Below are 21535 nucleotides of genomic sequence, written 5' to 3'. Positions count from 1 at the left end.
AGGGAGCCGGCCAGCGGCCGGCACTACCGTTAGCGGGTGAGCAGTTCGCGCGCGTCCTGTCCGGCCTCGCAATGCACGAACAGCACCGGCAGGCCATGCGCTTCGAGCACGGCGGCCATCTGCCGCTGGCGGATCAGGTACTGGTCGTAGATGCCCTGCAGGCGATCGCAGTCGCCGGTGCCGTGGTTGTAGTACGCACACCAGCCGGCGGGATCGAACAGCGCCATACGCACTTCGCCATCAGCGTATCGAAGCAGCGGCTCCGGCGCGGCATCCAGCCACTCTTCCACGTGCGGTGCCATCAGCGCAGTTTCGATCAGCGGCCACAGAATCGCCAGGCCCTGGTTGTCGTACTGCATCGACATCATCGCGGCGAGATCATTCACCGTGAAATAGCGGGCATGCTCGATCTGCGCGCCGAAGGCGTTCTGCGCCTGCAGCGCGGTATCGGCCTGCGCCATGCCCTGGGCCAGCAGCACCTCTTCCAGTGCTTCGGCCACGGCCTGGGTCTGGACGACTTCGGTGCCGGTCAGCAGGAACGGGACGACCCGCAGGCCGCCACCGGTCAGGCTGGCATCGGCCTGGAACGGCAACGGCACATCGCCGTCGGCGCCGGCACCAAAGGCCAGCACGCGCGGGCCCTGGTTGCGGCCCGGGGCGCGCATCTGCAGTTCTTCCAGGCGCCGGTGCACCGGCCAGCCCGGGCGCAGGATTTCCGCCGGATCGAAATGGGCGCCGGCGAACACGAAGTCCAGCCCGCTGACGCCGGGCACCAGCTTGGCCAGATCGCGGCCGACGCGCTCGGCCAGTTCACCAGCCTGTTCGGAGGACAGCGCGGCATGGCGCGGGGCGTCGCCGCCGGCCAGTTCCAATGCCAGTACGCCAATGGCATTCATGCCGTGGTCGGGTTTGCTCATGGTTTCACGGTTGGCCCATCACAGGGCGGCAGCTACACTTGGCCCCATTATGCCTGCTCCTTCGTGCAGGCCATGTTGCAGACACCCCTCCCATGCCAGGTATCTCCATGCCCAACGCCCGTCCCGTCGCCATCCTCGGCGGCGTCCGCATTCCGTTCTGTCGCCAGAACACGGCTTATTCGGACGTCGGCAACCTCGGTATGTCGGTGCGCACCCTCGGTGCGCTGGTCGAACGCTTCGGCCTGCACGGCCAGCAGCTCGGCGAAGTGGCGATGGGCGCGGTGATCAAGCATTCCAGCGACTGGAACCTGGGCCGCGAAGCCACGCTGTCCTCGGGCCTGTCTCCGCTGACGCCCGGCATCACCATGCAGCGCGCCTGCGGCACCTCGCTGGACACCATCATCGCGGTGGCCAACAAGATCGCGCTGGGCCAGATCGACTCGGGCATCGGCGGCGGCTCGGACACCACCTCCGACGTGCCGATCGTGTACGGCAAGAAGCTGCGTGCGCGCCTGCTGGCGGCCAACCGCGCCAAGAGCACCGGCGACAAGCTCAAGGCGCTGACCCGCGGCTTCAAGCTCAGCGAGCTCAAGCCCGAATTCCCCGGCGTGGCCGAGCCGCGTACCGGCAAGAGCATGGGCGACCACTGCGAAGACATGGCCAAGGAGTGGAACATCTCCCGCGACTCGCAGGACGAGTGGGCAGTGTCCTCGCACAAGAAGCTGGCCGCTGCCTATGAGCGCGGGTTCTTCACCGATCTGATCGCGCCGTTCCGCGGCGTGGAGCGCGACAACATCCTGCGCGCCGATACCTCGCTGGAAAAGCTGGCCACGCTGAAGCCGGCGTTCGACAAGGTCTCCGGCCGCGGCACGCTGACCGCCGCCAACTCCACCCCGCTCACCGACGGCGCCTCGGCGGTGCTGCTGGCCAGCGAGGAATGGGCGCGCGCGCGCGGCCACGAACCGCTGGCCTACCTGCGTGATTCGCAGGTGGCGGCCGTTGATTTCGTGCACGGCGAAGGCCTGTTGATGGCGCCGACCATCGCCGTGCCGGAGATGCTCAAGCGCAACGGCCTGACCCTGCAGGATTTCGACCTTTACGAAATCCACGAAGCGTTCGCCGCCCAGGTGCTGTGCACGCTGCGCGCGTGGGAAAGCGAAGACTACTGCCGCAACCGCCTCGGCCTGGATGCGCCGCTGGGCAAGATCGACCCGGCCAAGATCAATCCGCTGGGTTCCTCGCTGGCCACCGGCCACCCGTTCGCCGCCACCGGCGCCCGCGTGATCGCCACGGCGGCCAAGCAGCTGGCCGAACGCGGCGGTGGTCGCGCGCTGGTCTCGATCTGCACCGCCGGTGGCATGGGCGTGGTGGCGATCGTCGAGCGCTGATCGCCGGCTGCATTGAACGAAGAAGGCCGCCCCGGGGCGGCCTTCTTTTTTTGTATCTGGCGGAGATGTGCACCATTGGGCTCTGGTAGTGCCGGCCGCTGGCCGGCTCCTCCACACCGTCTCAGAGGCCCCGCATTGCCGGCCAGCGGCCGGCACTACCGGGTGCCGCGTCGCCCTTTACGGCAGGCGCGGATTGCCGAACTCGTCGCGTTCCACGTGCAGGCGATCTTCTTCGACGTGCACGCGCCCCTGTTCCACGTGCAGGCGATCCTGCACCGGGGCCGGTTCGCCCATCAGTGATTGCTCTTCGATGGTGGCGCGCTCGGGCACGATCGGATCCAGCGGAGGGGTGGCCGATGCACGGGCCAGCGCCACGCTGTCGTCGCCGCGCTGCTGGCGCAGGGCATTGGCGAAGCACTGCGAGGCCAGTGCGGTCTCGCCGCGATCCAGGAACACCTCGCCCAACGCTTCCCACGCGGCCGGGCCGGCGCCGGCGGCGATCGCGCGGTGCAGGTAATCCTCGGCCAGCGTGTGCTGGCGCTGACGGGCGGCAATGCGGCCCAGCGCCAGCAGCAGTGCGGGGCTGGAGGGCTGCGTGGTCAACCAGCGTTGCAGATTGGCTTGGCGCGTGGCCAGCTTTTCCACCGGCATCTGGCCGTAAAGCGTCACCACCGATTCGTCCCAGCGCGTGTCCAGTGCCTGTTCGAGGTTGAGCAGGGCCGGTTCGTCCCAGTCCAGTGCCACTGCGCGCAGCGCATAGGCGGAGACGACATCGGGATCGCTGCGCAGGGCCTTTGGCGTGGCTTCCCACTGTGCGGCCAGCGCGTTGACGTCACCGGCTTCCAGCAGCGACTGTGCGGCCAGGCGGATTTCCAGCTCGGCCACGGCTGCATCCGGCAGGACCTTCTGCTTGCGCAGTGCGCCCAGCTGGCCATAGGCCTCATGCGCGCGATCGGCACGTGCCAGCGCTTCGGTGCGCAGCCACAGGCCACGCGGCGGCAGCGGCTGGATCGCGGCAACGTCCAGCACGTTGATCGCATCGACCGGGCGTTCCTGCACCAGCAGGCGCTCGGCCAGCAGCAGGGCATGGCTGGTGGCATCTTCGGTGGCCAGGCGCTGCAGGTACTGATTGACCGCAGCATCGTCATCGCGCGCCTGCGCACTGCGCACCGCGGTCACCATGGCGACAGCGCTCACTTCCTTGTCTTCAGCCGCACTGGTCAGCAGTTTTTCCGCACGCTGCCAGTGGCCGTGTTCGTGCGCCTGCAGGCCTTCGGTCAGGCGCGCGCGGCCCTGCTTGCGGCGGTAGCGGCCCCAGGCGCGGAACGGCGAGGCCAGCAGACTCCACAGCAGCCACAGCACCAGCAGCCCGACCAGCACCATCAGGGCGACCTGGGGCACGGTGGAGCGGTAGTCGGTGCCGCCGTAGCGGTAGATCACTTCGCCGAACTGGCGCAGCTGTTCGGTGCCGAGCCACTGTGAGGCGATCACGCCCAAGGCCACGGCCAGGAGCAGGACCACCAGAGATTGAAAGGGCTTCATCGATTATCTCCCGTTACGCATCGAGCGCAGTTGCTGCAGGGTGCTGCCCAGTTCGGGCAGCGATGGACGCAGCTCGCAGGCGCGTAGTTGCTGCAGTTCAGCACGTTGCTCGCGCAGAGCAGGTGAATCCGGCCACAGCCGCGGCAGCCACAGGGCAACGCGGTCCAGCGCCTGGAGATACCCCGGCTGATCGCCGCGCTCCACCGCTGCCCGCGCCAAGGTCAGTTCCAGCTGCAGCGAATCCCACGCGGCCACGCGGTCGGCTTCGGTCAGCGGGCCCTGCAGGCGGGTGGGGGTGATGGTCACGAACGGCGCCAGCACCTGGTGCCACCAGGGCGTGGCGCCAGCGGTATCGGCGGGGGCGTCGATCTGTTCGGGCAGGGTGGTCAGGGCCTGGGCGAACCGGCCCAACCGTGCCTGGGTCTGCGCGCGCACCCCGGGGCCGAGCGCGTCCACCGCATTGCGCTCCTGCATCAATGCCTGCCGCAGGTTCAGATACTCGTTGCCCTGCACATCGTCCAGCGAGGCGGCCGCCAACGCGTACAGGCGCTTGGCGCCTTCTGCGTCATCGGCATAGGCCAGCCGCTGGCCGGCCTGGCTCAACAACAGTTCGGCTTCTTCCAGCTGCAGTGCCTGCGCGCCGTGGCGGGTGCTGTCGGCCAGCTTGGCCATGTTCTCTTCAAGCAGCGCATTGCGCTGGCTCAGGCCGAGCATTTCATCGCGCAGCACGCGGTTGGTGGCGGCGGCGTCCTGCACGCGCTGGGAGGTCGAACGCTGGTCGCGGCGCAGTGCTTCCACGCTGTCCAGCAGGCCCTGCACCTGCAGCTGGTCGTTCTCTTCCCGCAGTCGTTCCTGCGCCTGTCGCGATTGCCACTGCGTCCAGCCCCAGGCGCCGCCGCCGGCCAACACGACAAGCGCCGTGATCGGCACGATCCAGCGCAGGGGGCGGCTCGGAGAGGGGGGCGAAACAGGGTCATTCATACGGGCATCCTTGTCGCGCGCGCCGGGCAATCCGCTTGGCTGGCGAGCGACGTGGCACACAGCATCGCCCGCCGCCCAAGGCCCCTGCAAGACCGCCCCGGCTCCCTGTTCAGGAAGATGCGGGCGGGATGAGCGCGGCGTGTGCAGCCGCAACCAGCTGTGCCGGCATCGGCCCGGCGGCGACCCGCACCTGCCCGAAGCCTGCGGCGCGCGCCTGTGCGGCCAGCCGCTCGCTGGCGGCCACCACGGTGGCCGCGCGCAGCGGTGCCTGCAGATCGTCGGGCAACTGCGCCAGCAACAGCGCCAGGGCCTCGCCGCTGCTCAGCGCCAGCACCCAGGGCATGGCCGCACGGCGCAGGCGCTGCAGGGTGCGCGGGGCCAGCGGCAGCGGCTGGCGCGCATAGACGTTGGCGCGCAGCAGTTGGGCACCACGTTGCTCAAGGGTCTGCGCGATCACCCCGCGGCCGCCGGGGGCGGTGACCAGGCCCGCGCGCAGGCCGTGCAGGTCAGCCAATGCCGGCAACGCAAGCAGGCCCTCGCTGTCCATCCGTGCCGGTGCGGCGATGTCCTGCGCGCCCTGGCGGTGCAGCGCCGCCGCCGTGCCGGCGCCCACGGCAAGCCACTGCCCCGGGTGGGGTGCGGCCAGATCCACCAGGCGCGCGGCGGCCTGCACCGCGGCGGGACTGCTGAAGACCACCCGCTCGGCCGCCAGCGCGGCGGTGAGGTCGACGTGGGTGGCAGTATCGCGCTGGGCCTGCAGCGCCCACGGCGACAGCGCGATGAGGTGGGCACCCGCCGCCTTCGCCGCACGCCGCAGCGGCGCATGCTGGCCGCGCGGGCGCAGCGAGATCAGGGTCCAGGGCGCGACTTTCGTTTCGGTGTTCATTGCGGGCATTATGCGAGCCCTTCGATGTGACGTGATCAGCCAGATGTCCGCAACCGATTCCCTGCCGGCGCAGTTGTCCGCGCTGCAGCATGTCCTGGATGCCATGCCGCCGGTGGCGGCCATGCAGATCCGGGTCCACGACTACCGCGATGGCGTCCTGCACATCCACGCTCCGCTGGCGGCCAACGTCAACGACAAGGGCAATGCCTTCGGTGGCAGCCTGGCCTCGGCCCTGACCCTGTCCGGGTGGGCGCTGGTGACCCTGCGCCTGCGCCTGGCCGGGTTCGATGCGGATGTCTACGTCGCCGACAGCCATATCCGCTACCTCGCCCCGGTCTATGGCGATCTGCACGCACAGGCCCAGGCCGATGCGGAAACCGACTGGGACAGCTTCCTGGCCACCTTCGCCCAGCGTGGCAAGGCCCGCATCAGCCTCACCGCCCGCCAGCCGGGCGAGGGCGACAAGGCCGCGGCGGAACTGAGCGGCCGTTTCGTGGCCTTCGCCAGGCGGTAGGATGGGCGCCTTGCCTATTGGGGAATTCGCATGCGCCGTACGCTTCAGATCCTGCTGATCGCCTTGTTCGCGCTGACCAGCGTGAGCGCACTGGCTGCCGAGCAGAAGACCACCAGGAAGCAGCGCAAGGAACTGGAGGAGACCCAGGTCAAGTACGACGCCACGATGCGCTGGGGCACCGTCGAGGACGCGCTGCCGTACCTGGATCCCGACTATGCCCGTGCCCACCCGATGACCGACCTGGAACTGCGCCGCTTCGAGCAGGTGAAGATCTCCAGCTATCGCGCCGGCGACAACGTGCCGCTGCCCGATGGCCGGGTCGGGCGCAACGCCGAGGTGCGGGTGATCAACAACAACACCCAGTCAGAGCGGACGGTACGGGTCCGGGAGATCTGGCGCTGGGACGCCGAGGGCAAGCGCTGGCTCCAGGCCAACGGCCTGCCGGACCTCTGGCAGGAACGCTGACCCCCGCCCGCACGGGGCTGGACGCCGATTCGCCCGCATGTGCGACAATCGGCGCCCGCTTATCGACCCGTGATCTTAGTGAATTACGAAGAGTTGCTGGCCTTTGCCGGCCGAAACCCGATGTTGTCGATGGCCCTGGTCGGCCTGACCGTGGCCATCATCGTGACCGAAGTCCGCCGCCTGTTCCGCGGCTTCAAGTCGCTCAAGCCGGCCGAACTGACCCAGCTGATGAATGCCGGTGGCGCCATCGTGGTCGATCTGTCTTCGAGCAGCGATTTCGAGAAGGGCCATATCGCGGGCAGCCGCAACGTGCAGCCGGCGCAGTTCGGTCCGGAGCACAAGCTGGTCGCCAAGGCCCAGCAGAGCCCGGTGGTGCTGGTGTGCCGCAGTGGCAATGCCTCCGAGACGGCCGCCAAGGCGCTCAAGAAGGCCGGTTTCACCCAGGTCAACGTGCTCGACGGTGGCATCCCGGCGTGGCAGCAGGCCGAGTTGCCGCTGGTCAAGGGCCGCAACTGATCCCCATCGGATTGCAGCGCACGCCTTGTACGCGGCGCACAGCGCCCCCATCGCAGGGCATGTAACAATCCGTTTTTACAGCATTCATTTTTGGAGCAACAGGAAATGTCCGAAGAGAACACCAACGGCGCTGTCGCGCCGGTCGACGCCGCAACCGGTCCCTCGTTCACCGTCGAGAAGATCTACGTCAAGGACGTTTCGTTCGAATCGCCGAACGCTCCGGCCGTCTTCAATGACGCCGTGCAGCCGGAACTGCAGCTCAACCTGAACCAGCGCGTGCAGCGCCTGGGCGAGAGCGCCTTCGAAGTCGTGCTGGCCGTGACCCTGACCTGCAAGGCCGGCGAGAAGACCGCCTACGTGGCCGAAGTGCAGCAGGCCGGCGTGTTCGGCCTGGTCGGCCTGGACCCGCAGTCGATCGACGTGCTGCTCGGCACCCAGTGCCCGAACATCCTGTTCCCGTACGTGCGTTCGCTGGTGAGCGAGCTGATCCAGGCCGGCGGCTTCCCGCCGTTCTTCCTGCAGCCGATCAACTTCGAAGGCCTGTACGCCGAAACCCTGCGCCAGCGCCAGGAACAGGGCGAAACCTCGCTCGCCGATTCCGAGCCGGCCGGCAACGCCTGATCGGCGCTGCAGTACGGATGAGCAACCACGCAGACAAAATCGCGGTTCTCGGCGCCGGCTCCTGGGGTACTGCCTTGGCGAGCCTGCTCGCGCGGCACGGTCATCCGACCGTGCTGTGGGGGCGCGATGCGGCGATGGTCGAGGCCATCGACCAGCGCCACGAGAACACCCGTTATCTGCCGGGCATTCCGCTGCCCGAGTCGCTGCGCGCGACCACCGATCTGGCCGCTGCCGTCAAGGACGCTGCCTGGATCCTGGTGGTGGTGCCCTCGCACGCCTTCGGTGAAACCGTGCGTGCGCTGGCACCGTTGCGGCCGGCCGATGCCGGCGTGGCCTGGGCGACGAAGGGCTTCGAGCCCGGCTCCGGTCGGTTCCTGCACGAAGTGGCACGTGAGGTCCTCGGGCCGGACGTGCCGCTGGCGGTGGTGACCGGTCCGTCGTTCGCCAAGGAGGTCACCCAGGGTCTGCCGACCGCGATCACCGTGCACGGTGACGCGCCGGACTTCGCCCAGCAGGTGGCCGATGCCATGCACGGTCCGGCGTTCCGCGCCTACACCGGCGATGACATGGTCGGTGCCGAGCTCGGCGGTGCGATGAAGAACGTGCTGGCCGTGGCCACCGGCGTCGCCGATGGCATGCAGCTGGGCCTCAACGCCCGTGCCGGCCTGATCACCCGTGGCCTCAACGAAATGCTGCGGCTGGCCGCGGCGATCGGTGCCAAGCCGGAGACCCTGATGGGGTTGGCCGGGCTGGGCGATCTGGTGCTGACCTGCACCGGCGATCTGTCACGCAACCGTCGCCTGGGCCTGGCCCTGGGTCGCGGCCAGACGTTGACCGATGCGGTCCGTGAGATCGGCCAGGTGGTGGAATCGGTGCAGACCGCCGATGAGGTGATGCGCCAGGCGCGGCGTCACGGCATCGACCTGCCCATCTCCGACCGCGTGCGCGCGGTGCTGCACGGTGAGCAGACGCCGGAAGAAGGATTGCGTGCGCTGTTGGCACGCGAGCAGAAGCCGGAGTATCCGGACACGCTGTTCAAGTGAGGCACGAAAAACCCCGGCAGACGCCGGGGTTTTTTTTGGGTTCTTCTTCCATCCGCGTTGCAGGCATGAAGCGCGCTCTGAGTCCCTTCAGGCGCGACGGCGGATGGGTCGGGCGCTGGGCCACGCCAGAACGAAACAACCCGGCACGTGGCCGGGTTGTTTCGTGGCGTACCGACGAGGGTGTCGCCATGCCAACCGCAAAAAAACCGCGACGGCCGTGCAGGTAGAGCCGACCGTTGGTCGGCTGCTGTAAAAGTGAAGCCCGGCGTGAGCCGGGCTTCATGGCGCAGGGGAGAGAGACCGCGCCATCCAACAACGTACCGCGGTGTTGCGTATCGCGTATTACCAGGTGAAGCGCGGACCGACGAACCATTCCTTGTCGCCGCCCTTGGCCAGCTTCACTTCGCCGGCCAGGCCCCAGTTCTGGTTGAGCTTGGCCTGGGCGCCGACGCGGCCGTAGAACTCGCCGTCCGGGTTGATGCCGTGCTTCTTGCTGTAATCCTCGTAACCGGCCATCACGTAGCCTTCGAAGTTCGGGGTGAACGCGCTGCGCACGCCGACTTCGGTCGAGTAGCCGTTGAAGTCCAGGCCGTGCTTCGGATCGAACTTCTGGTAAGCAACGCGGGCGACCAGATCGGTGGTCGGGGCGATGCCGTAGTTGTAGCCGACACCGACCTTCCACTGGTCCACATCGTTGCTGCCGCGCTTGGTTTCCTGCGCGTTGTAGTCACCGAAGATGTGGAAGTTCGGCGCCACGGCGACCGAGCCCTTCACCGCCCAACCATCAGCGTCGCCGCCCTTGGCATCGGTGTTCACGTAGCCGCCTTCAACATAGTTGTACGACAGACCGTCGGTTGCCGACGCAGCGAACGGCAGTGCAGCCAGCAGACCCAGAGCAAGCAGGGAAGTCTTCATTTTCGGGGACACCTTTGTATTTTTTGGTTTTGTCCGCCAGCAGAGGGGAGGGGAAATCGCTGCTGGCGACAGGTGTGAATTATCCGTTAGTCACCCCAATTAGCCCTGAATATCAAACTGAGCAGTACATAAATACAAGGGCATTCCAGGGAACTTTGCCGACGCGATCTTAGCCATGACCCCATAGTTCGTGCGGATTGGACAAACTATGGGGGAGCGAGCCTGCACAGACTATGGGGGAGCGAACCCTAGCCTGAACGCGGGCTTGCTACTGCCCTAGGTTTGAGCAAGCTCCACATGGCTGGTCTGGCCGCTGCAGTGGTTTGCTCCATCGAGGCTCCTGATGAGTGGACGCGGCAGCTTCAATCATCGTTAGCAGCTTTCGTAGGCCACTTTGTCGCATAACGCGCTTTAGCGCGTCGCCGCGGTCGTCTTCTGCGCTTGGGTGGGCGACTTGCTTCGGACCGGCTATATGAGCGAACGACCAGTAGGACCACGATCACTACAGAAACCGGAAACGACAAGACGATGCCAGCAACGATGCTCATCTGAGCAAAGGTGCTCAAGTTCTCCATTTGCCTCTGCCTCAATGAGAGTGGTGCAGCCCAAATCAACGAAGGACCATGTTCGGTAGGCTTGGCAGGTGCCGAATTCATTTCGAGCAACCGCTACGCTAAAAAGGCGAGAGCAGGTAGCCTGGTCATTGCAAGGTATTCATTGCGAGTGACTGGAGACCGGACAACAGCTCCAGCCTCATAGCTCAGCCACTGACAATGTTACCGAAGGCAAAGGCGCACAACTGCGGGCGTTATAGCTACATCGTGAAGAAATAGCACACTCAACAGGTCAAACGCGCCACTTTTGCGGGCAGGGTGGCTGCATCGTCACTGAGTTCGTGGCGAAAATCGAACCATTACCAGTGAGCCTGTCGCTCTGACCAGTGATCCTCCCCGGCGGGCGGCGGGCGGCGGGCGGCGGGCGGGGATCCGCGAACCAGCTCAACTTGCACTTGATCTACGTCACTGTTCCTACTGAGCCAAATCTTGTGCACGTCGTCTCTTGGCCGAAAGCGGATATGCGGTCGTCGTGGGTGATTAGGGATCGTTATCATGGCTAGGGTGCTCACGATTCGTCTCTGAGTGGCGTGTAGGAGCTGGTTGGCACACCGGAAATCAGTAAACATACTGGCGAATAACCGGCAGTTGTGCGGATGCGCGTGGCGGGAGGCAAAAATAGACTCGATGTTCCCAAGTGGAGCTCGACATGTCATCTAAGCCGATGGGTATGGCAATAGGGACGGGGGATGTCCGGGGGCGCTCTCGAGAGGCGTTGCGGCTGACCGCGTTGGCATCCGCGTGCTTCATGAGCTACGCAACATTCGCGGCCCCGCCCCCGGACGATGGTTTGGAGCCTTTGCCGACGCTGTCGGGAACGACGCTGCTGACCGCACCGTCAGAGGGGGTTGGCTGTCAAGGCATCCAGACCACCCCCCGCGTGGTATCGCTGTGCGATGGAGCCGCTCACGAGCTACCCGATGCAACAATCCCCGGGACGACCTGGGACGTGGTCCGGGTGGGGTATGGCACCACGGCCACATTCAACGGTTACAACATCGTGGCCGAGATACCGACCGGCGGCGCGGGCTTCTTCAGCCCAATCACCGTGTTCAGTGGGCCAGATGGCGCCTATGCGGTCGCAACCGGCACGTTCACCAACACCACGATCTACATGGCACCCCAATCCCTGGCCAACGCCATCGCGACCACGGGGGGCGTGCTCAACCTGGGGGCGGGGACGGTAGTGGGCCTCAATCCCGCCAACACCTACTCGCCGACCATGACCCTCGCAGCGCTGACGGCGTTCGGAGGCGGTGTGGTCAACGCCAACGGCACGGTGGTCAACCTGCCCACCACGTTGGCCACCGCGTTCCAGATCACCAACTCCGGACCTGGGGGCGGTCTGCCGGGTCAAAGTGCTCTGGGCCAGATCAATGCGTCGAACATGACCGTCACGTTGGGCGATGGAATCGCTGGCACCGGCCGGACCCGTGGAGCGTTGGTCGGGGGCGAGGCCGAGTTGAACCTGACCGACAGCACGATTACCGCAGGCAGCTACTCGCTCGGCATCTACAACTACTTCGCCGGGTCCTACACAGGCGCCATCGCAGGCTCCCGATCAAATGTCCTCCGCAGCTCGATCACGCTCGGCAATGACAGCGTGGGGTGGTGGGGCAATGGCGCACTCGCACCGGCCCGCCTCACCGCCACCGACAGCCAGTTCAAGGTCGGCACCGGAAGCTGGGGCCTGTTCATGGCCACGGGCGCTGTCGGGCGCCTTACGAACACGACGGTTTCAGCGGGCGCGAACAGCTTTGGTGCCCTGATGCATGACGGCACCAGCCTGACCATCGATGGAACCAGTGCTATCACTGCGACCGGAGCAGGGTCTGTCGGCATTCGGAACGACTCTGGAGACGTCGTGTTTGGCCCGGGCACTCCGGACATCACGGGCGGTGATCTCGGCTTGAACGGCATCGCCGCAAGCACCTTCGAACTTCAGTCCGGGAGCACGCTTCGGGTAGGCGTCGGACAAAACGCGGCGACGGCCATCCAGTTGGATGCAAGCACGTTTACTGGTGCCGGGGGTTCGTCATTGGCCGTCTCGGCAAGTGGCTCAACGGGCACCGGCATCTCCCTCACCAATGCTGCTGTCTTCAACCATGCGGGCAGCATCGCCGTCTCCGGTCCCGGCACCGCTCTCTCGGCGAACGGCAGCGGCACGAGCGCAGTGCTGTCGGGTGGAGGGACTGCCAGCGGTGGTGGGGCGGGCGCCCCGGTAATCCAGGTCAGCGATGCAGCAACCCTGGACGCGACCAACGTGGTGGTGAACTCTGCGGCTACTGGTGCTGCCGTGCCTGCGCTGTTGCTCACGGGAGCAGATGCCTCAGTCCGGTTCGCCCGCGGGAGCCTGGGCAATGCCCAAGGCGGCACGGTGACCATAGACGGGACTGGGGCGTTGGTTGATCTAAGCGATACCCAGGTAGGTGGCAGTGGGCAATGGCTGGACGTGGGCCCCGCTGCCGGCGGCTCCGCGGCGGCCGATGGCATCCTGACCATCGCCCGCTCCACGCTGACAGGCTCCGCTCAGACTGCCCTTGGCAGCACGTCCTCAGTCACGCTCATCGACAGCACGTGGTTCCTCACCGGCTCGTCGGTGCTGACCGACCTGGTCAACGACCCCAGCGTGATCGATTTCGCTCCCCCTGTCGGCTCACCCACATTGGCCAGCAGCTACAAGACGCTTACCGTGAACCGCTATGCCGGCGATGGGACGCTGGCGATGAACGCTTGGCTCGCTGCCGATGACTCGCCCTCTGATCGCCTGGTCATCCTCGATGGCACAGGGACGGGGCCGGGCACCATCCAGGTGCGAAACACCGGCGGGGTAGGCGCGCTTACCGCCGCTGACGGCATCTTGTTGGTCCAAGCGATCAACGCGACCACAGCCGCTGACACATTCGCACTTTCGGCCCCGGTCGTGGCCGGGCCGTATGAGTATTTCCTTTACCGCGGAGGTGCCAGTGGCGTCGGCTCGGCCGACAACCAGAACAGCTGGTTCCTGCGGTCGACAATCGACTGCGCCGCCCCCGGTGCTCCGGTCCCGCCGTGCCCGGCACCGCCAGACCCTCCGCCCGTTCCGCCGCCGACACCCCCTATGCCACCGGTGCCACCGACGCCTGCATATCGGCAAGAGGTGTCGCTTGCCGCCGCCTTGCCGGTCATGTCCGCGCTGTATGGCCGGGCGCTGGTGGACACCCTGCACGAGCGCGTCGGTGACCAACACCTGCTGAGGCAGCGCACCGATCTGGACGAAGACCGGACCGGCTTGAATGGCGCATGGGTGAGAGTGCTGGCCCACGACGGCGAGCGGGACGGCGGGAACCAGGGAATCTACGGAAACCGTGGCCCGGGCTTCGATTACCGATTCCAAGCGCTTCAAATCGGGCTGGACTTCTACCGCTCCATCGACTCGGAGGGCAACCGTCAGCACGCAGGTGGCTACCTGGCCTACGGCAAGGGCAAGGGAGACGTTCGCCACAACATCCTGGATCATGACTTCCACGCCGGCAGCGACGAGTTCGATGCCCGCACGATCGGCGCCTACTGGACCGGGTTCAACGCCCGCGGCGGCTACTTGGATGCCGTGGCCCAATACACGTCATATGACCTGCGCGCGCGATCGACACGGTTGCCCGACACCTTCACCAACGGCAATGGCACGGTTCTTTCGTTGGAGGGCGGGTGGCCCTTCGCCCTGGGTTCGGGTGACACCGCGGAAGATCTGACCGGTTGGAGAATCGGACCCCAGGCGCAGGTGATCTGGCAGCGCGTGGACGTCGACGACCTGGTCGATGACATCGCGCGCGTACGCTACAGTGACGGCGATTCCACGGTGGGCAGGTTGGGCATCCGGCTCAACCGCATCGGCAGTGGCCAGGGCCGCAACGGCGGCGCCCGGGCCAGCGATGCGTGGCTTCGCCTGAACGCCTGGCACGAGTTCAACGGATCGCCCAGGACAGAGTTCTCCAGCGCGACAGGGTATGTGCCTTTTACGGCTGATCTCGGCGACAGCTGGGGCGAGGTCGGCCTGGGGGGTACGTGGCAGGTAAGTGATACCGGCTACCTGTTCGCGGACGTGGATTACACGTGGAGCTTCAACGGCGCTGAGACATCTTGGAACAGCAAGGTGGGCATGCGTTGGAACTGGTGACGAAGACGGAGAGCGCATGTCGGGAGTTTGCAGCGCCGCTACCAAGCCCGCGTCGTGTTTGCCGTGGACATCAGGCGGCTCTGGACTTACAGCGATCGTCGCCTGAGGATGTCATACAAGAAGCAGTACCTCACCGCACTGCGCCTCGATGAAAACACCGGCTTTGATCGCACTTTTCTTCTCCATCTGCTTCAGCCTCGCCGGATCCATCGCCCCTTCGCATAAAAGCGCATGTTTATGTGATTGCCGAGATGACCCGCCGCACGTCCCGACTCTCACTCATCTGGCGGCTCCCCGCAGTGACGCAGGGATTAGCAATTGCCCCGCTGTGCAAAAGCGGGCGCTCTAGCTGCTACTTATGAGCGGCGGGGCCTGAGAGCCTGATCGACACGAAGGCCCCAACTTGGGGGCCTTCGTGTCTCAGCGGAAGCCTTCCACGCTTGGGTCGGCGGTGCGCCAAGTACCGACAAGGCTACGGGCAGTCTACTCAACAGCTAGGACACCCAGAGAGCCCCCAAGTCGCTGGGACGGTAGCAGAACACAACGGAGCGACGTCGGTTACTCGGGGAAAACAAGAGTGACCGAAAAGCGCCCTGTCCATCGACTGGCGTACTGCGGACGGTCCACGTTGTAGAACCCGCCTATGCCCAGGCTTACCGGGGTGTGCCTGAAGCGCAGAACCTTGGAAACGGTGGCGCCTAATGGAACGGTCCACGCATCGCCACTGGCGGCTTTCCAGTTGTAATTGGTCTCCGATGTGAAACTGAGCGACCAGCCATCGGGCAGGTTACGGGTAACGAAGGGCTGCACGCTGGTACTGCTGACATCGTCGCGGTCACTATCGCCACCAATCGACCAGATGTGGTTGGCCAGTGCGCCTACCGTCCACGATTTGGTCTTGTGGACGACGATAAACGCTGGTCCCAGTGAGTACTTTCCGGTGCCCAGACTGTTGTGTGAGGCAGTATCGAGCAACGCGGCGGCACCAAAACCGAACTCTGTGCCACCCGCCTCGGCGGCGGTCTTGGGGATGTAATATCCCTGCACGAACAAATCGCCGGTGCCGTGTTTGTCTTCGGGGAACTGGTTCCAGCTCAGCGGCAGTATAGGCCGTAGGATGAATTTGCCGTTCTCCCCAACGAAGGGTATCACTGGCTGGATCTTCAGCTGCTGGTTGTGAAAGTCCCCTCCCGGGCCCACCGAGCCCAGGTAGTTGTACTGGAAGGGTACGGAGATCAATGCCGCGCCGGGATCTGCTAGCTTGCGGGCGATGTCGTCGCTGGACGCTCCTACATCAGGAGCTGCACTCTGCGCGGCAGCTTCGGCGGCTAGGAGCACACAGCCGAGGACCATCAGCTTTGCTATGACGGTCATGAGAGGGTCTCCTGATTGGTGATGGCATAAGAAAGCTCGAGCGCCATAGAATCCGATCCTGGCAATGCTGGAGGGGTAGTTCTGCTATGCTCGCCTCGCTGCAGATGAGCGCAATTACTGCTTGGTGCCGTCCGGCGTCTTGATCACTTCGGGTGTGGTCCAGCGGCCGTCCAGCAACTCCGGCTTGGGACGGTAGTAGCGCATGAACATCACGAACGGTCCCTTGGGCGCGGGCAACCAATTGGCCTGCCTCTCCTTGCCGGGCGAATCCGCCTGGATGTAGATCGTCAGCCCACCGTCAGGATCCTTCTTCAATCCAGCCAGCATCGGCGAGTTGATCAGATAGCGGTTGATCGGATTCTTGACCAGCAGCTGCTGCGGCAGTCCGTACATGGTGACCGACCAGAAGGCATCCACGGGCGGCAGCTGGTCCTTGGCGAAGCGCAGGGTGTAGGCGCCTTTGCTGCCGTCCAGGGGCTGGCCTTCGGAATCCTTGTCCAGGATGGGGTACATCGCCTCTTCGCGGGAGTTCGCACCGATGCCCACCTGGGTCCCGGTCGCACGGGCGACGTAGTCATTTTTCAGGAAGTCCCGGCTACCGAACAGGGCATCGGTCCTGCCGCCCAGCGAGGCGCGCTTGTCATCGATCTGCTTCTGCCCTTCGGCCATGCCCTCCTTGAGCGCGGCCTGCATCGGCGGCGGCAGGCGGTTCGCATCAAAGGGCTTGCCCGGCTCGATACCCAGCGTGGCAAAGCGCTCGCGCAGGGCCGCCTCGCTTGGATGCGGCGGCTGCGCGAACTGCAGCAGGAACGCCAGCTGGTTGAAGAACTCCAGCGACGTCCGATCCTGCGCCGGCGGCGTGGGCGTGATCCATGCGATGGCGGGCGCCGGCGGCGGCGCTGGTGTCCCGGCGAAGGCTGACAACGGCTGCACCTTGTAGCCGGCCTGGATCTTCTTCACGTTCTCCAGGTCTGCTGCGTTGAAGAGCTGGGTGCGGCCAACCACGCTGACCAGGTCGGTCTCCGAGCGGATCACCTTGGTGATGCCCTTGGGCGCTTCCCCCTTCCAGCCCGGCCCGACGATCAGGAAGCTGCCGCCGTCATTGCCAGTCGTGCGGCTGCCGATGTAGTCGAAATTGAAGGTGTAAAGATCCATCAGCTGGAAGACGAAGTATCGATCCTTCGCCATCCTGGGCACGGTGATCACCACCGGCTCTGCCCGCAGATCCAGCATGGCAAAGGAGTAGGGGGTGTCCGAATTCGGCGTCACGAAGGCAGTGTCGTCCGGAGTGAACACGCGGGCGATGTTCAGGATGGCGTTGAACGGCCCCTTGTACTGCGGGTTGGAGGTGTTGACGTTGAACGCATAGACGGTCTTGTACGTGTCCACCATCGGGACACCGTAGACGTAGGCCTCGCGCGCGATGGTCCTGGCCTCTTCCAGCGCAGCAGTGTCTGCCGATGCAGCGGGAGCAGCAGGGGATGCGGCAGGGGCGTGACCTGCCGCGGCGTCGCGGTCCTTCTCATTGCCGGACGATCGCTCGCCGCAGGCGCTGAGCATCATGCCGCTGGCCAGGGCAAGCAGCATCCCGATTCCCGTAGCCGATCGAATTCGATGGTGGTACATGCATCTCTCCTTGAATCAGGGGGTCGGGGTCGGCACCGGCTGCAGGGGAGGCAGGTTCCACTTGCCTTCGATGGCGGCGCGGCTCGGGCCGTAAACACGCCCAACAGCACTGTAAGGACCGGCCGGCGCGGGAAGCCAGTTGCTCTCCTTTTCCTTCCCAGGCGAGACGTGGGCGACGTAGAGGGTCAGTCCGCCATCGGGGTCATATTTGAGCCCGGGGGTCCGGTCGCCGATGGAATACCGCTTCAGTTCATTGGCGTAGAGGAACCGGTCCGGCAAGGTATACAGCGTGACCGACCAGAAGAACTTCGCAGGCGGGATGGCATCCTTGCTGAAGTGGATCACCGAAGGAGTATTGCCGTCGCCTACATACCCGCCATACCACGCTTCCTCGATGGAGTTCCCATATAGTCCCTTCTCGGCGGCAATGGAACGGGTGAGGTAGTCGTCCTTCAGAACCGCGCGCGATCCAAACAGTCCGTTGGACGATAGCGTTGCCTTGGCCTTCTCGGCCATTGCGGCTTTCGCATCGGCTACGCCGGCATCGATCGCCGACAAGCGAGCCTGACTCAGGGACTTGGCGTCGAACGGTCGTCCTGGGCCGATCCCGATTTTCGCGAAACGCTCCATAAGGCCTGCTTCGCTCGGATTCGTCGGTTGTGTGAACTGCAGCAGGAAATTCAGATAGGCGATGAAATCGTGGGAATGGACCTTATCGGCGTCATAAGCGGGGAACTGAATCTCTGGCGGCGCCGAAGGGGCCTGCGTCTTCAGGTAGCTGCTCAAGGGCTGCAGCTTCATCCCTTCCTGGATCTTCTTGACGTTGCCGATGTCGTCGGGTCCGTTCAAGGCGGTGCGTGTGAGCGTCAATACTAGCGAGGTCTCCGAAGGAAAAACCTGCTTGATGCCAGCAGGCGTATCGCCCTGCCAGCCGGGCCCGGCGATCAGGTAGCTGGCGGCGCCGTTGCCGGTGGCGCGCGACCCGATGTAGGCAAAGTTGTAGGTGAACAGATCTACCCACTGCTGAACGTAGTAACGTCCTTCGGGCACCTTGGGCACCGTGACGACCCAAGGTTCAGCCCGCAAATCCAGCCAGGCCCAGGAATAGGGCGTGTCATTATTGGGCGTAACGACATCGTGGTTATCCGGCGTGTAGAGCTGCGAATAGTGCCTGAATTTGCCGAAGCCGCCGATGTATTCGGGCGCATCAGGCGAGGCCACTTGCTTGTAGAGCGTGTTGTAGTTCTCGAGCATCGCAAACGCATAGATGTAGGCATCTTTCGCGATCACGCGCGCCTCTGCCTCGTCCTGTTCGTCTGCCGCGGCCGATCGTGTATCTGGAGCCGTCGTCGGTTCCACTCGATTGGGCTGGCTCTCAGGCCGCTGGCATGCTGGAAGAAACAGGACTGACATCAGCAAGAGGGACGAACCACGAGGCATTGGGCGCATGGAAATGGGCTCGAGTAGGCGGGGTATGGTGATGAAAATTGTTGCTCGCAAGCGCAGCCGATGCTGGCGACACCAGTGCGGCTCTTTCCCGCGAGGCGCATGAGAGGGTGTATCTCCACTCTGTTCTCCCTGCCGCAGGGTTGGCAAGAGCGTATTCACTGTGTTCCGCTCAGTATTTTTACTGGTGCCAAGGGTTAAGCTCGGTGGCCTAGCTGGTCCGAGCTATTTTTCGTCGATCTGATCCACGACGTTCTACCCTTCGGTCCGAAGAAAAACTACCCCGAGAGCCTCGGCTTTACGCACGAGCTCAATAGTCCCGTGCACACCCAGCTCTTGCATCATCGCGTATTTGTGTGATTCGACCGTTCGGACCGAGAGTCCCAATTTATGCGCAATCTGCTTGGCACGAAGCCCGAGCGCTAGAAGCTCGAGCACACGCAGCTGCTTATCTGTCGGGATGTATTGCGTCGTGGATCCATGAATGATGGCCTGCGCGGCAACGCTTGCCGATACATATGTATTTCCGTTCAAGACCTCTTTAATGGCAAAGATCAGTTCCTCTCCGGCGGCGCTCTTGAGCACGAAGCCCCGTGCCCCCGCGCGGATGGCCCCGGCAGCCAGAGACGGCTCATCGTGCATGGTCAGGAACACGAAGGGAACTCTGCAGCCTCGCTCCAGAATCTCTTTCATTGCGTCGATTCCGCTAATGCCGGGCATGCTAATGTCTGCGACCACCACGTCTGGCGGGTCGCGCTCGACCGTCTCGATCAGCTTTTCCCCGTCGGATACCAACACAATTGATTCAAAGGAATTCATCAGCAGCCGCTCGATCCCCTGGGCCACCAAAGTGTGGTCATCTGCCAGCACCACACTTCTACCCCGACAGCGGGGTTTCTCAAGGAGAGCGAGATCCATGCATTTCACTCCTTCGACAATGGTGTTCGGGATTGCATGGATAAATGCCACTTCGAAGGCGCGGCTTATCCTTGCTCAGGAATCTGGATATTGGCTACGGAGCGGGTGAGGGCCTTGTGATTTAATCCATCGGGCGGCAACTTCCAGCCGTGCTCACGGAACAGATGTCTCGTTCTGTGATGCTTGCACGCTTCAGATGTGACAGGCGTGCGCGAATAAGGTGATGTGGCGATGTGGCGATGTGGCGATGTGGCGATGTGGCGCAGAGGTGGCCACTTCCAGCGCCTTCCCCATGGACAGATTGGCCCGCATGAAAGATCAAGGAGACGCCGTCAAGCAGTCCTCGCTGCATTTTGCTGTCCGGCTTCCTGCGGGACTTGCCCCGTCCAGAGCAGCGTTACTATTTCAATGGGGTGGCTTCCCAACAGAAGGCGGCTGGAAAAGTCCCTGACACATGCGAGCCGGTGAAGCGCTTCGCCCCGTCGCCAGCCCTTCCATGTCAGAGCCGTTCGGTCTTCGCTGGCGTAGACCTTGGCCTGCAACACTACTGTTGCTGGTAAACAGTCATACTGAGTTTGCGTCGCGCGACTGAATCCAGAGCCGGATACAGGCATGGGACGACATCTCACTCCCAGGAAATGCAGCTGCGCAATCACTTTAAGTCGACGATGACGACGGACGTCCTTCTATAAGCGGCTTCTGCTTCTGGCCGAAAGCGGACGCGAGGACGCAAGCCATATCTGAAAGTCACTTGGAGCGATAAGGACGCAGAACGCTCGATTCAAGTCGATGCCCCCACACTCGGGCTGAAAAGCGAAGTCACCCGCAATCTCCTTCACTACCTTCGCTCCTCATGGCGTACGTAGGAGAAACATGGACTGATACACGATAGATGCTGATCGAACAATCTGCCGGGTAGTCGCACTGTTCGCCGGCAACGATCGTTGAATCGCTCCATGCACCTGCTGCGGTGTGAGGCCCTCCTTAAGCTGTCGCACGGACTGATGAAAGGCAGCATTCACGCGATGGGGTGGAACGTCCCGATACAGCGTACGTTGCATGCGCAGCTGGGCGGAATAGCGGGCAACCTGACCGGGAAAACATTTGCTGTCGTAGCCACGAATCCCGCAAGTGCGAGCCAACTCCTGCATTGAGGGCAGGAGGCAAGCCGTGTCTGAAATCAACGCCTCGATTGTCTTGGAGAATGCTATCCACGCATCGGGAAGATTTGCGCGTCCAAGTGGGATGTCGACGGAATAGTGAACCCCTGGCAGCAGCGCAGATGCGCACTCTGCTGGTCTGAGCAACATGTCCAGCACAGAGACACACTGTCTCGCTGCCGCCCTGAGAAGGTCCCCCAAGTCTACTCGCCCAATGTTTGGTCGCAATCTCAATGTCGGAACATTGGCGTCGCGCCATACCATGTAGCGAACGAAATCCTCTCTATGCGTCTTGAGTGGCCGGTAACGTTGGTTCTTGGCCTCGCCAACATCGTCCACGGCTTGGACAAACGCTAACAGCCTGGATCTTTCCAGAACCCGAGCGGGGTCATCGGCGGTCCATTGGATTAGCTCTTCGACGCAGTGGTTTGTCCATTTCTCAGCACGGTTTGG

General features: G+C 64.2%; 16 protein-coding genes. 7 read left to right on the top strand and 9 right to left on the bottom strand.

The features are described from left to right. Positions 1–29 precede the first annotated feature (29 nt). Positions 30–917: a hypothetical protein gene (locus tag ABE483_RS03575; protein WP_346462735.1), complete on the bottom strand. Its 888-nt coding sequence runs from the start codon at positions 915–917 to the stop codon at positions 30–32. A gap of 92 nt (positions 918–1009) precedes the next feature. On the opposite strand from ABE483_RS03575, the gene ABE483_RS03570 reads away from it, so the two are divergent. Then, the gene (locus ABE483_RS03570; protein WP_346481124.1) at positions 1010–2305 is read left to right on the top strand and encodes an acetyl-CoA C-acetyltransferase; all 1296 of its coding nucleotides are present in this window, start codon (positions 1010–1012) and stop codon (positions 2303–2305) included. A 177-nt stretch (positions 2306–2482) separates the two neighbouring features. Here ABE483_RS03570 and ABE483_RS03565 read toward each other — a convergent pair whose 3' ends face one another. From ABE483_RS03565 to ABE483_RS03555, 3 genes are all read right to left on the bottom strand, one after another. Next, complete coding sequence (locus tag ABE483_RS03565) at positions 2483–3847, bottom strand: heme biosynthesis HemY N-terminal domain-containing protein (protein ID WP_346462734.1); 1365 nt, start codon at positions 3845–3847, stop codon at positions 2483–2485. 3 nt (positions 3848–3850) lie between these two features. Then, complete coding sequence (locus tag ABE483_RS03560; protein ID WP_346481123.1) at positions 3851–4828, bottom strand: uroporphyrinogen-III C-methyltransferase; 978 nt, start codon at positions 4826–4828, stop codon at positions 3851–3853. A gap of 109 nt (positions 4829–4937) precedes the next feature. After that, positions 4938–5714 carry a uroporphyrinogen-III synthase gene (locus ABE483_RS03555; RefSeq protein WP_346481122.1) on the bottom strand — a complete coding sequence of 259 codons (777 nt, stop codon included), beginning with the start codon at positions 5712–5714 and terminating at the stop codon, positions 4938–4940. A gap of 43 nt (positions 5715–5757) precedes the next feature. Between ABE483_RS03555 and ABE483_RS03550 the strand changes: the two genes are divergently transcribed. The 5 genes from ABE483_RS03550 (at position 5758) to ABE483_RS03530 (ending at position 8873) form a co-directional block, all read left to right on the top strand. After that, positions 5758–6228 (top strand): YiiD C-terminal domain-containing protein, encoded by a 471-nt coding sequence (locus ABE483_RS03550; RefSeq protein ID WP_026070058.1) that lies wholly within the window; start codon positions 5758–5760, stop codon positions 6226–6228. Between the two features lie 30 nt (positions 6229–6258). Beyond that, positions 6259–6693, top strand: a complete 435-nt coding sequence (locus ABE483_RS03545; protein ID WP_121044462.1) for a hypothetical protein — start codon at positions 6259–6261, stop codon at positions 6691–6693. Positions 6694–6771: 78 nt separating this feature from the next. Beyond that, positions 6772–7209, top strand: coding sequence for a rhodanese-like domain-containing protein (locus ABE483_RS03540; RefSeq protein ID WP_121044459.1), 438 nt, complete (start codon positions 6772–6774; stop codon positions 7207–7209). A 105-nt stretch (positions 7210–7314) separates the two neighbouring features. Then, positions 7315–7830: a protein-export chaperone SecB gene (secB, locus tag ABE483_RS03535; RefSeq protein WP_019184891.1), complete on the top strand. Its 516-nt coding sequence runs from the start codon at positions 7315–7317 to the stop codon at positions 7828–7830. A 17-nt stretch (positions 7831–7847) separates the two neighbouring features. Continuing rightward, positions 7848–8873, top strand: coding sequence for an NAD(P)H-dependent glycerol-3-phosphate dehydrogenase (locus tag ABE483_RS03530; protein WP_121044455.1), 1026 nt, complete (start codon positions 7848–7850; stop codon positions 8871–8873). Between the two features lie 342 nt (positions 8874–9215). Here the strand turns inward: ABE483_RS03530 and ABE483_RS03525 are convergent, their stop codons facing one another. After that, entirely contained in the window at positions 9216–9788 is a 573-nt protein-coding gene (locus ABE483_RS03525) for an Ax21 family protein (RefSeq protein ID WP_313212642.1), read from the bottom strand. A 1263-nt stretch (positions 9789–11051) separates the two neighbouring features. Between ABE483_RS03525 and ABE483_RS03520 the strand changes: the two genes are divergently transcribed. Next, positions 11052–14558 (top strand): autotransporter outer membrane beta-barrel domain-containing protein, encoded by a 3507-nt coding sequence (locus ABE483_RS03520; RefSeq protein WP_346465370.1) that lies wholly within the window; start codon positions 11052–11054, stop codon positions 14556–14558. A gap of 558 nt (positions 14559–15116) precedes the next feature. On the opposite strand, the gene ABE483_RS03515 is transcribed toward ABE483_RS03520, so the two are convergent. The 4 genes from ABE483_RS03515 to ABE483_RS03500 form a co-directional block, all read right to left on the bottom strand. Beyond that, on the bottom strand, positions 15117–15932 hold the full coding sequence (locus ABE483_RS03515; protein WP_346481121.1) for a hypothetical protein: 816 nt from the start codon (positions 15930–15932) through the stop codon (positions 15117–15119). 114 nt (positions 15933–16046) lie between these two features. Next, the gene (locus ABE483_RS03510; protein WP_346465373.1) at positions 16047–17519 is read right to left on the bottom strand and encodes a DUF1254 domain-containing protein; all 1473 of its coding nucleotides are present in this window, start codon (positions 17517–17519) and stop codon (positions 16047–16049) included. A 54-nt stretch (positions 17520–17573) separates the two neighbouring features. After that, positions 17574–18917, bottom strand: a complete 1344-nt coding sequence (locus tag ABE483_RS03505) for a DUF1254 domain-containing protein (protein WP_346465375.1) — start codon at positions 18915–18917, stop codon at positions 17574–17576. 342 nt (positions 18918–19259) lie between these two features. Continuing rightward, positions 19260–19922, bottom strand: a complete 663-nt coding sequence (locus ABE483_RS03500; protein ID WP_346465377.1) for a response regulator transcription factor — start codon at positions 19920–19922, stop codon at positions 19260–19262. Between the last annotated feature and the right edge of the window lie 1613 nt (positions 19923–21535).

The sequence above is a fragment of the Stenotrophomonas sp. TWI602 genome (assembly GCF_039674045.1).
Classification (GTDB): domain Bacteria; phylum Pseudomonadota; class Gammaproteobacteria; order Xanthomonadales; family Xanthomonadaceae; genus Stenotrophomonas.
Note: the sequence above shows the minus strand (reverse complement) of the source record. Positions and strands in the feature narration are given on the sequence as shown.

Coding starts and splice junctions, on each gene's coding strand:
- ABE483_RS03575 (WP_346462735.1), bottom strand. CDS start 917: ATGAGCAAACCCGACCACGGCATGAATGCCATTGGCGTACTGGCATTG.
- ABE483_RS03570 (WP_346481124.1), top strand. CDS start 1,010: ATGCCAGGTATCTCCATGCCCAACGCCCGTCCCGTCGCCATCCTCGGC.
- ABE483_RS03565 (WP_346462734.1), bottom strand. CDS start 3,847: ATGAAGCCCTTTCAATCTCTGGTGGTCCTGCTCCTGGCCGTGGCCTTG.
- ABE483_RS03560 (WP_346481123.1), bottom strand. CDS start 4,828: ATGAATGACCCTGTTTCGCCCCCCTCTCCGAGCCGCCCCCTGCGCTGG.
- ABE483_RS03555 (WP_346481122.1), bottom strand. CDS start 5,714: ATGAACACCGAAACGAAAGTCGCGCCCTGGACCCTGATCTCGCTGCGC.
- ABE483_RS03550 (WP_026070058.1), top strand. CDS start 5,758: ATGTCCGCAACCGATTCCCTGCCGGCGCAGTTGTCCGCGCTGCAGCAT.
- ABE483_RS03545 (WP_121044462.1), top strand. CDS start 6,259: ATGCGCCGTACGCTTCAGATCCTGCTGATCGCCTTGTTCGCGCTGACC.
- secB (WP_019184891.1), top strand. CDS start 7,315: ATGTCCGAAGAGAACACCAACGGCGCTGTCGCGCCGGTCGACGCCGCA.
- ABE483_RS03530 (WP_121044455.1), top strand. CDS start 7,848: ATGAGCAACCACGCAGACAAAATCGCGGTTCTCGGCGCCGGCTCCTGG.
- ABE483_RS03525 (WP_313212642.1), bottom strand. CDS start 9,788: ATGAAGACTTCCCTGCTTGCTCTGGGTCTGCTGGCTGCACTGCCGTTC.
- ABE483_RS03520 (WP_346465370.1), top strand. CDS start 11,052: ATGTCATCTAAGCCGATGGGTATGGCAATAGGGACGGGGGATGTCCGG.
- ABE483_RS03515 (WP_346481121.1), bottom strand. CDS start 15,932: ATGACCGTCATAGCAAAGCTGATGGTCCTCGGCTGTGTGCTCCTAGCC.
- ABE483_RS03510 (WP_346465373.1), bottom strand. CDS start 17,519: ATGCTGCTTGCCCTGGCCAGCGGCATGATGCTCAGCGCCTGCGGCGAG.
- ABE483_RS03500 (WP_346465377.1), bottom strand. CDS start 19,922: ATGGATCTCGCTCTCCTTGAGAAACCCCGCTGTCGGGGTAGAAGTGTG.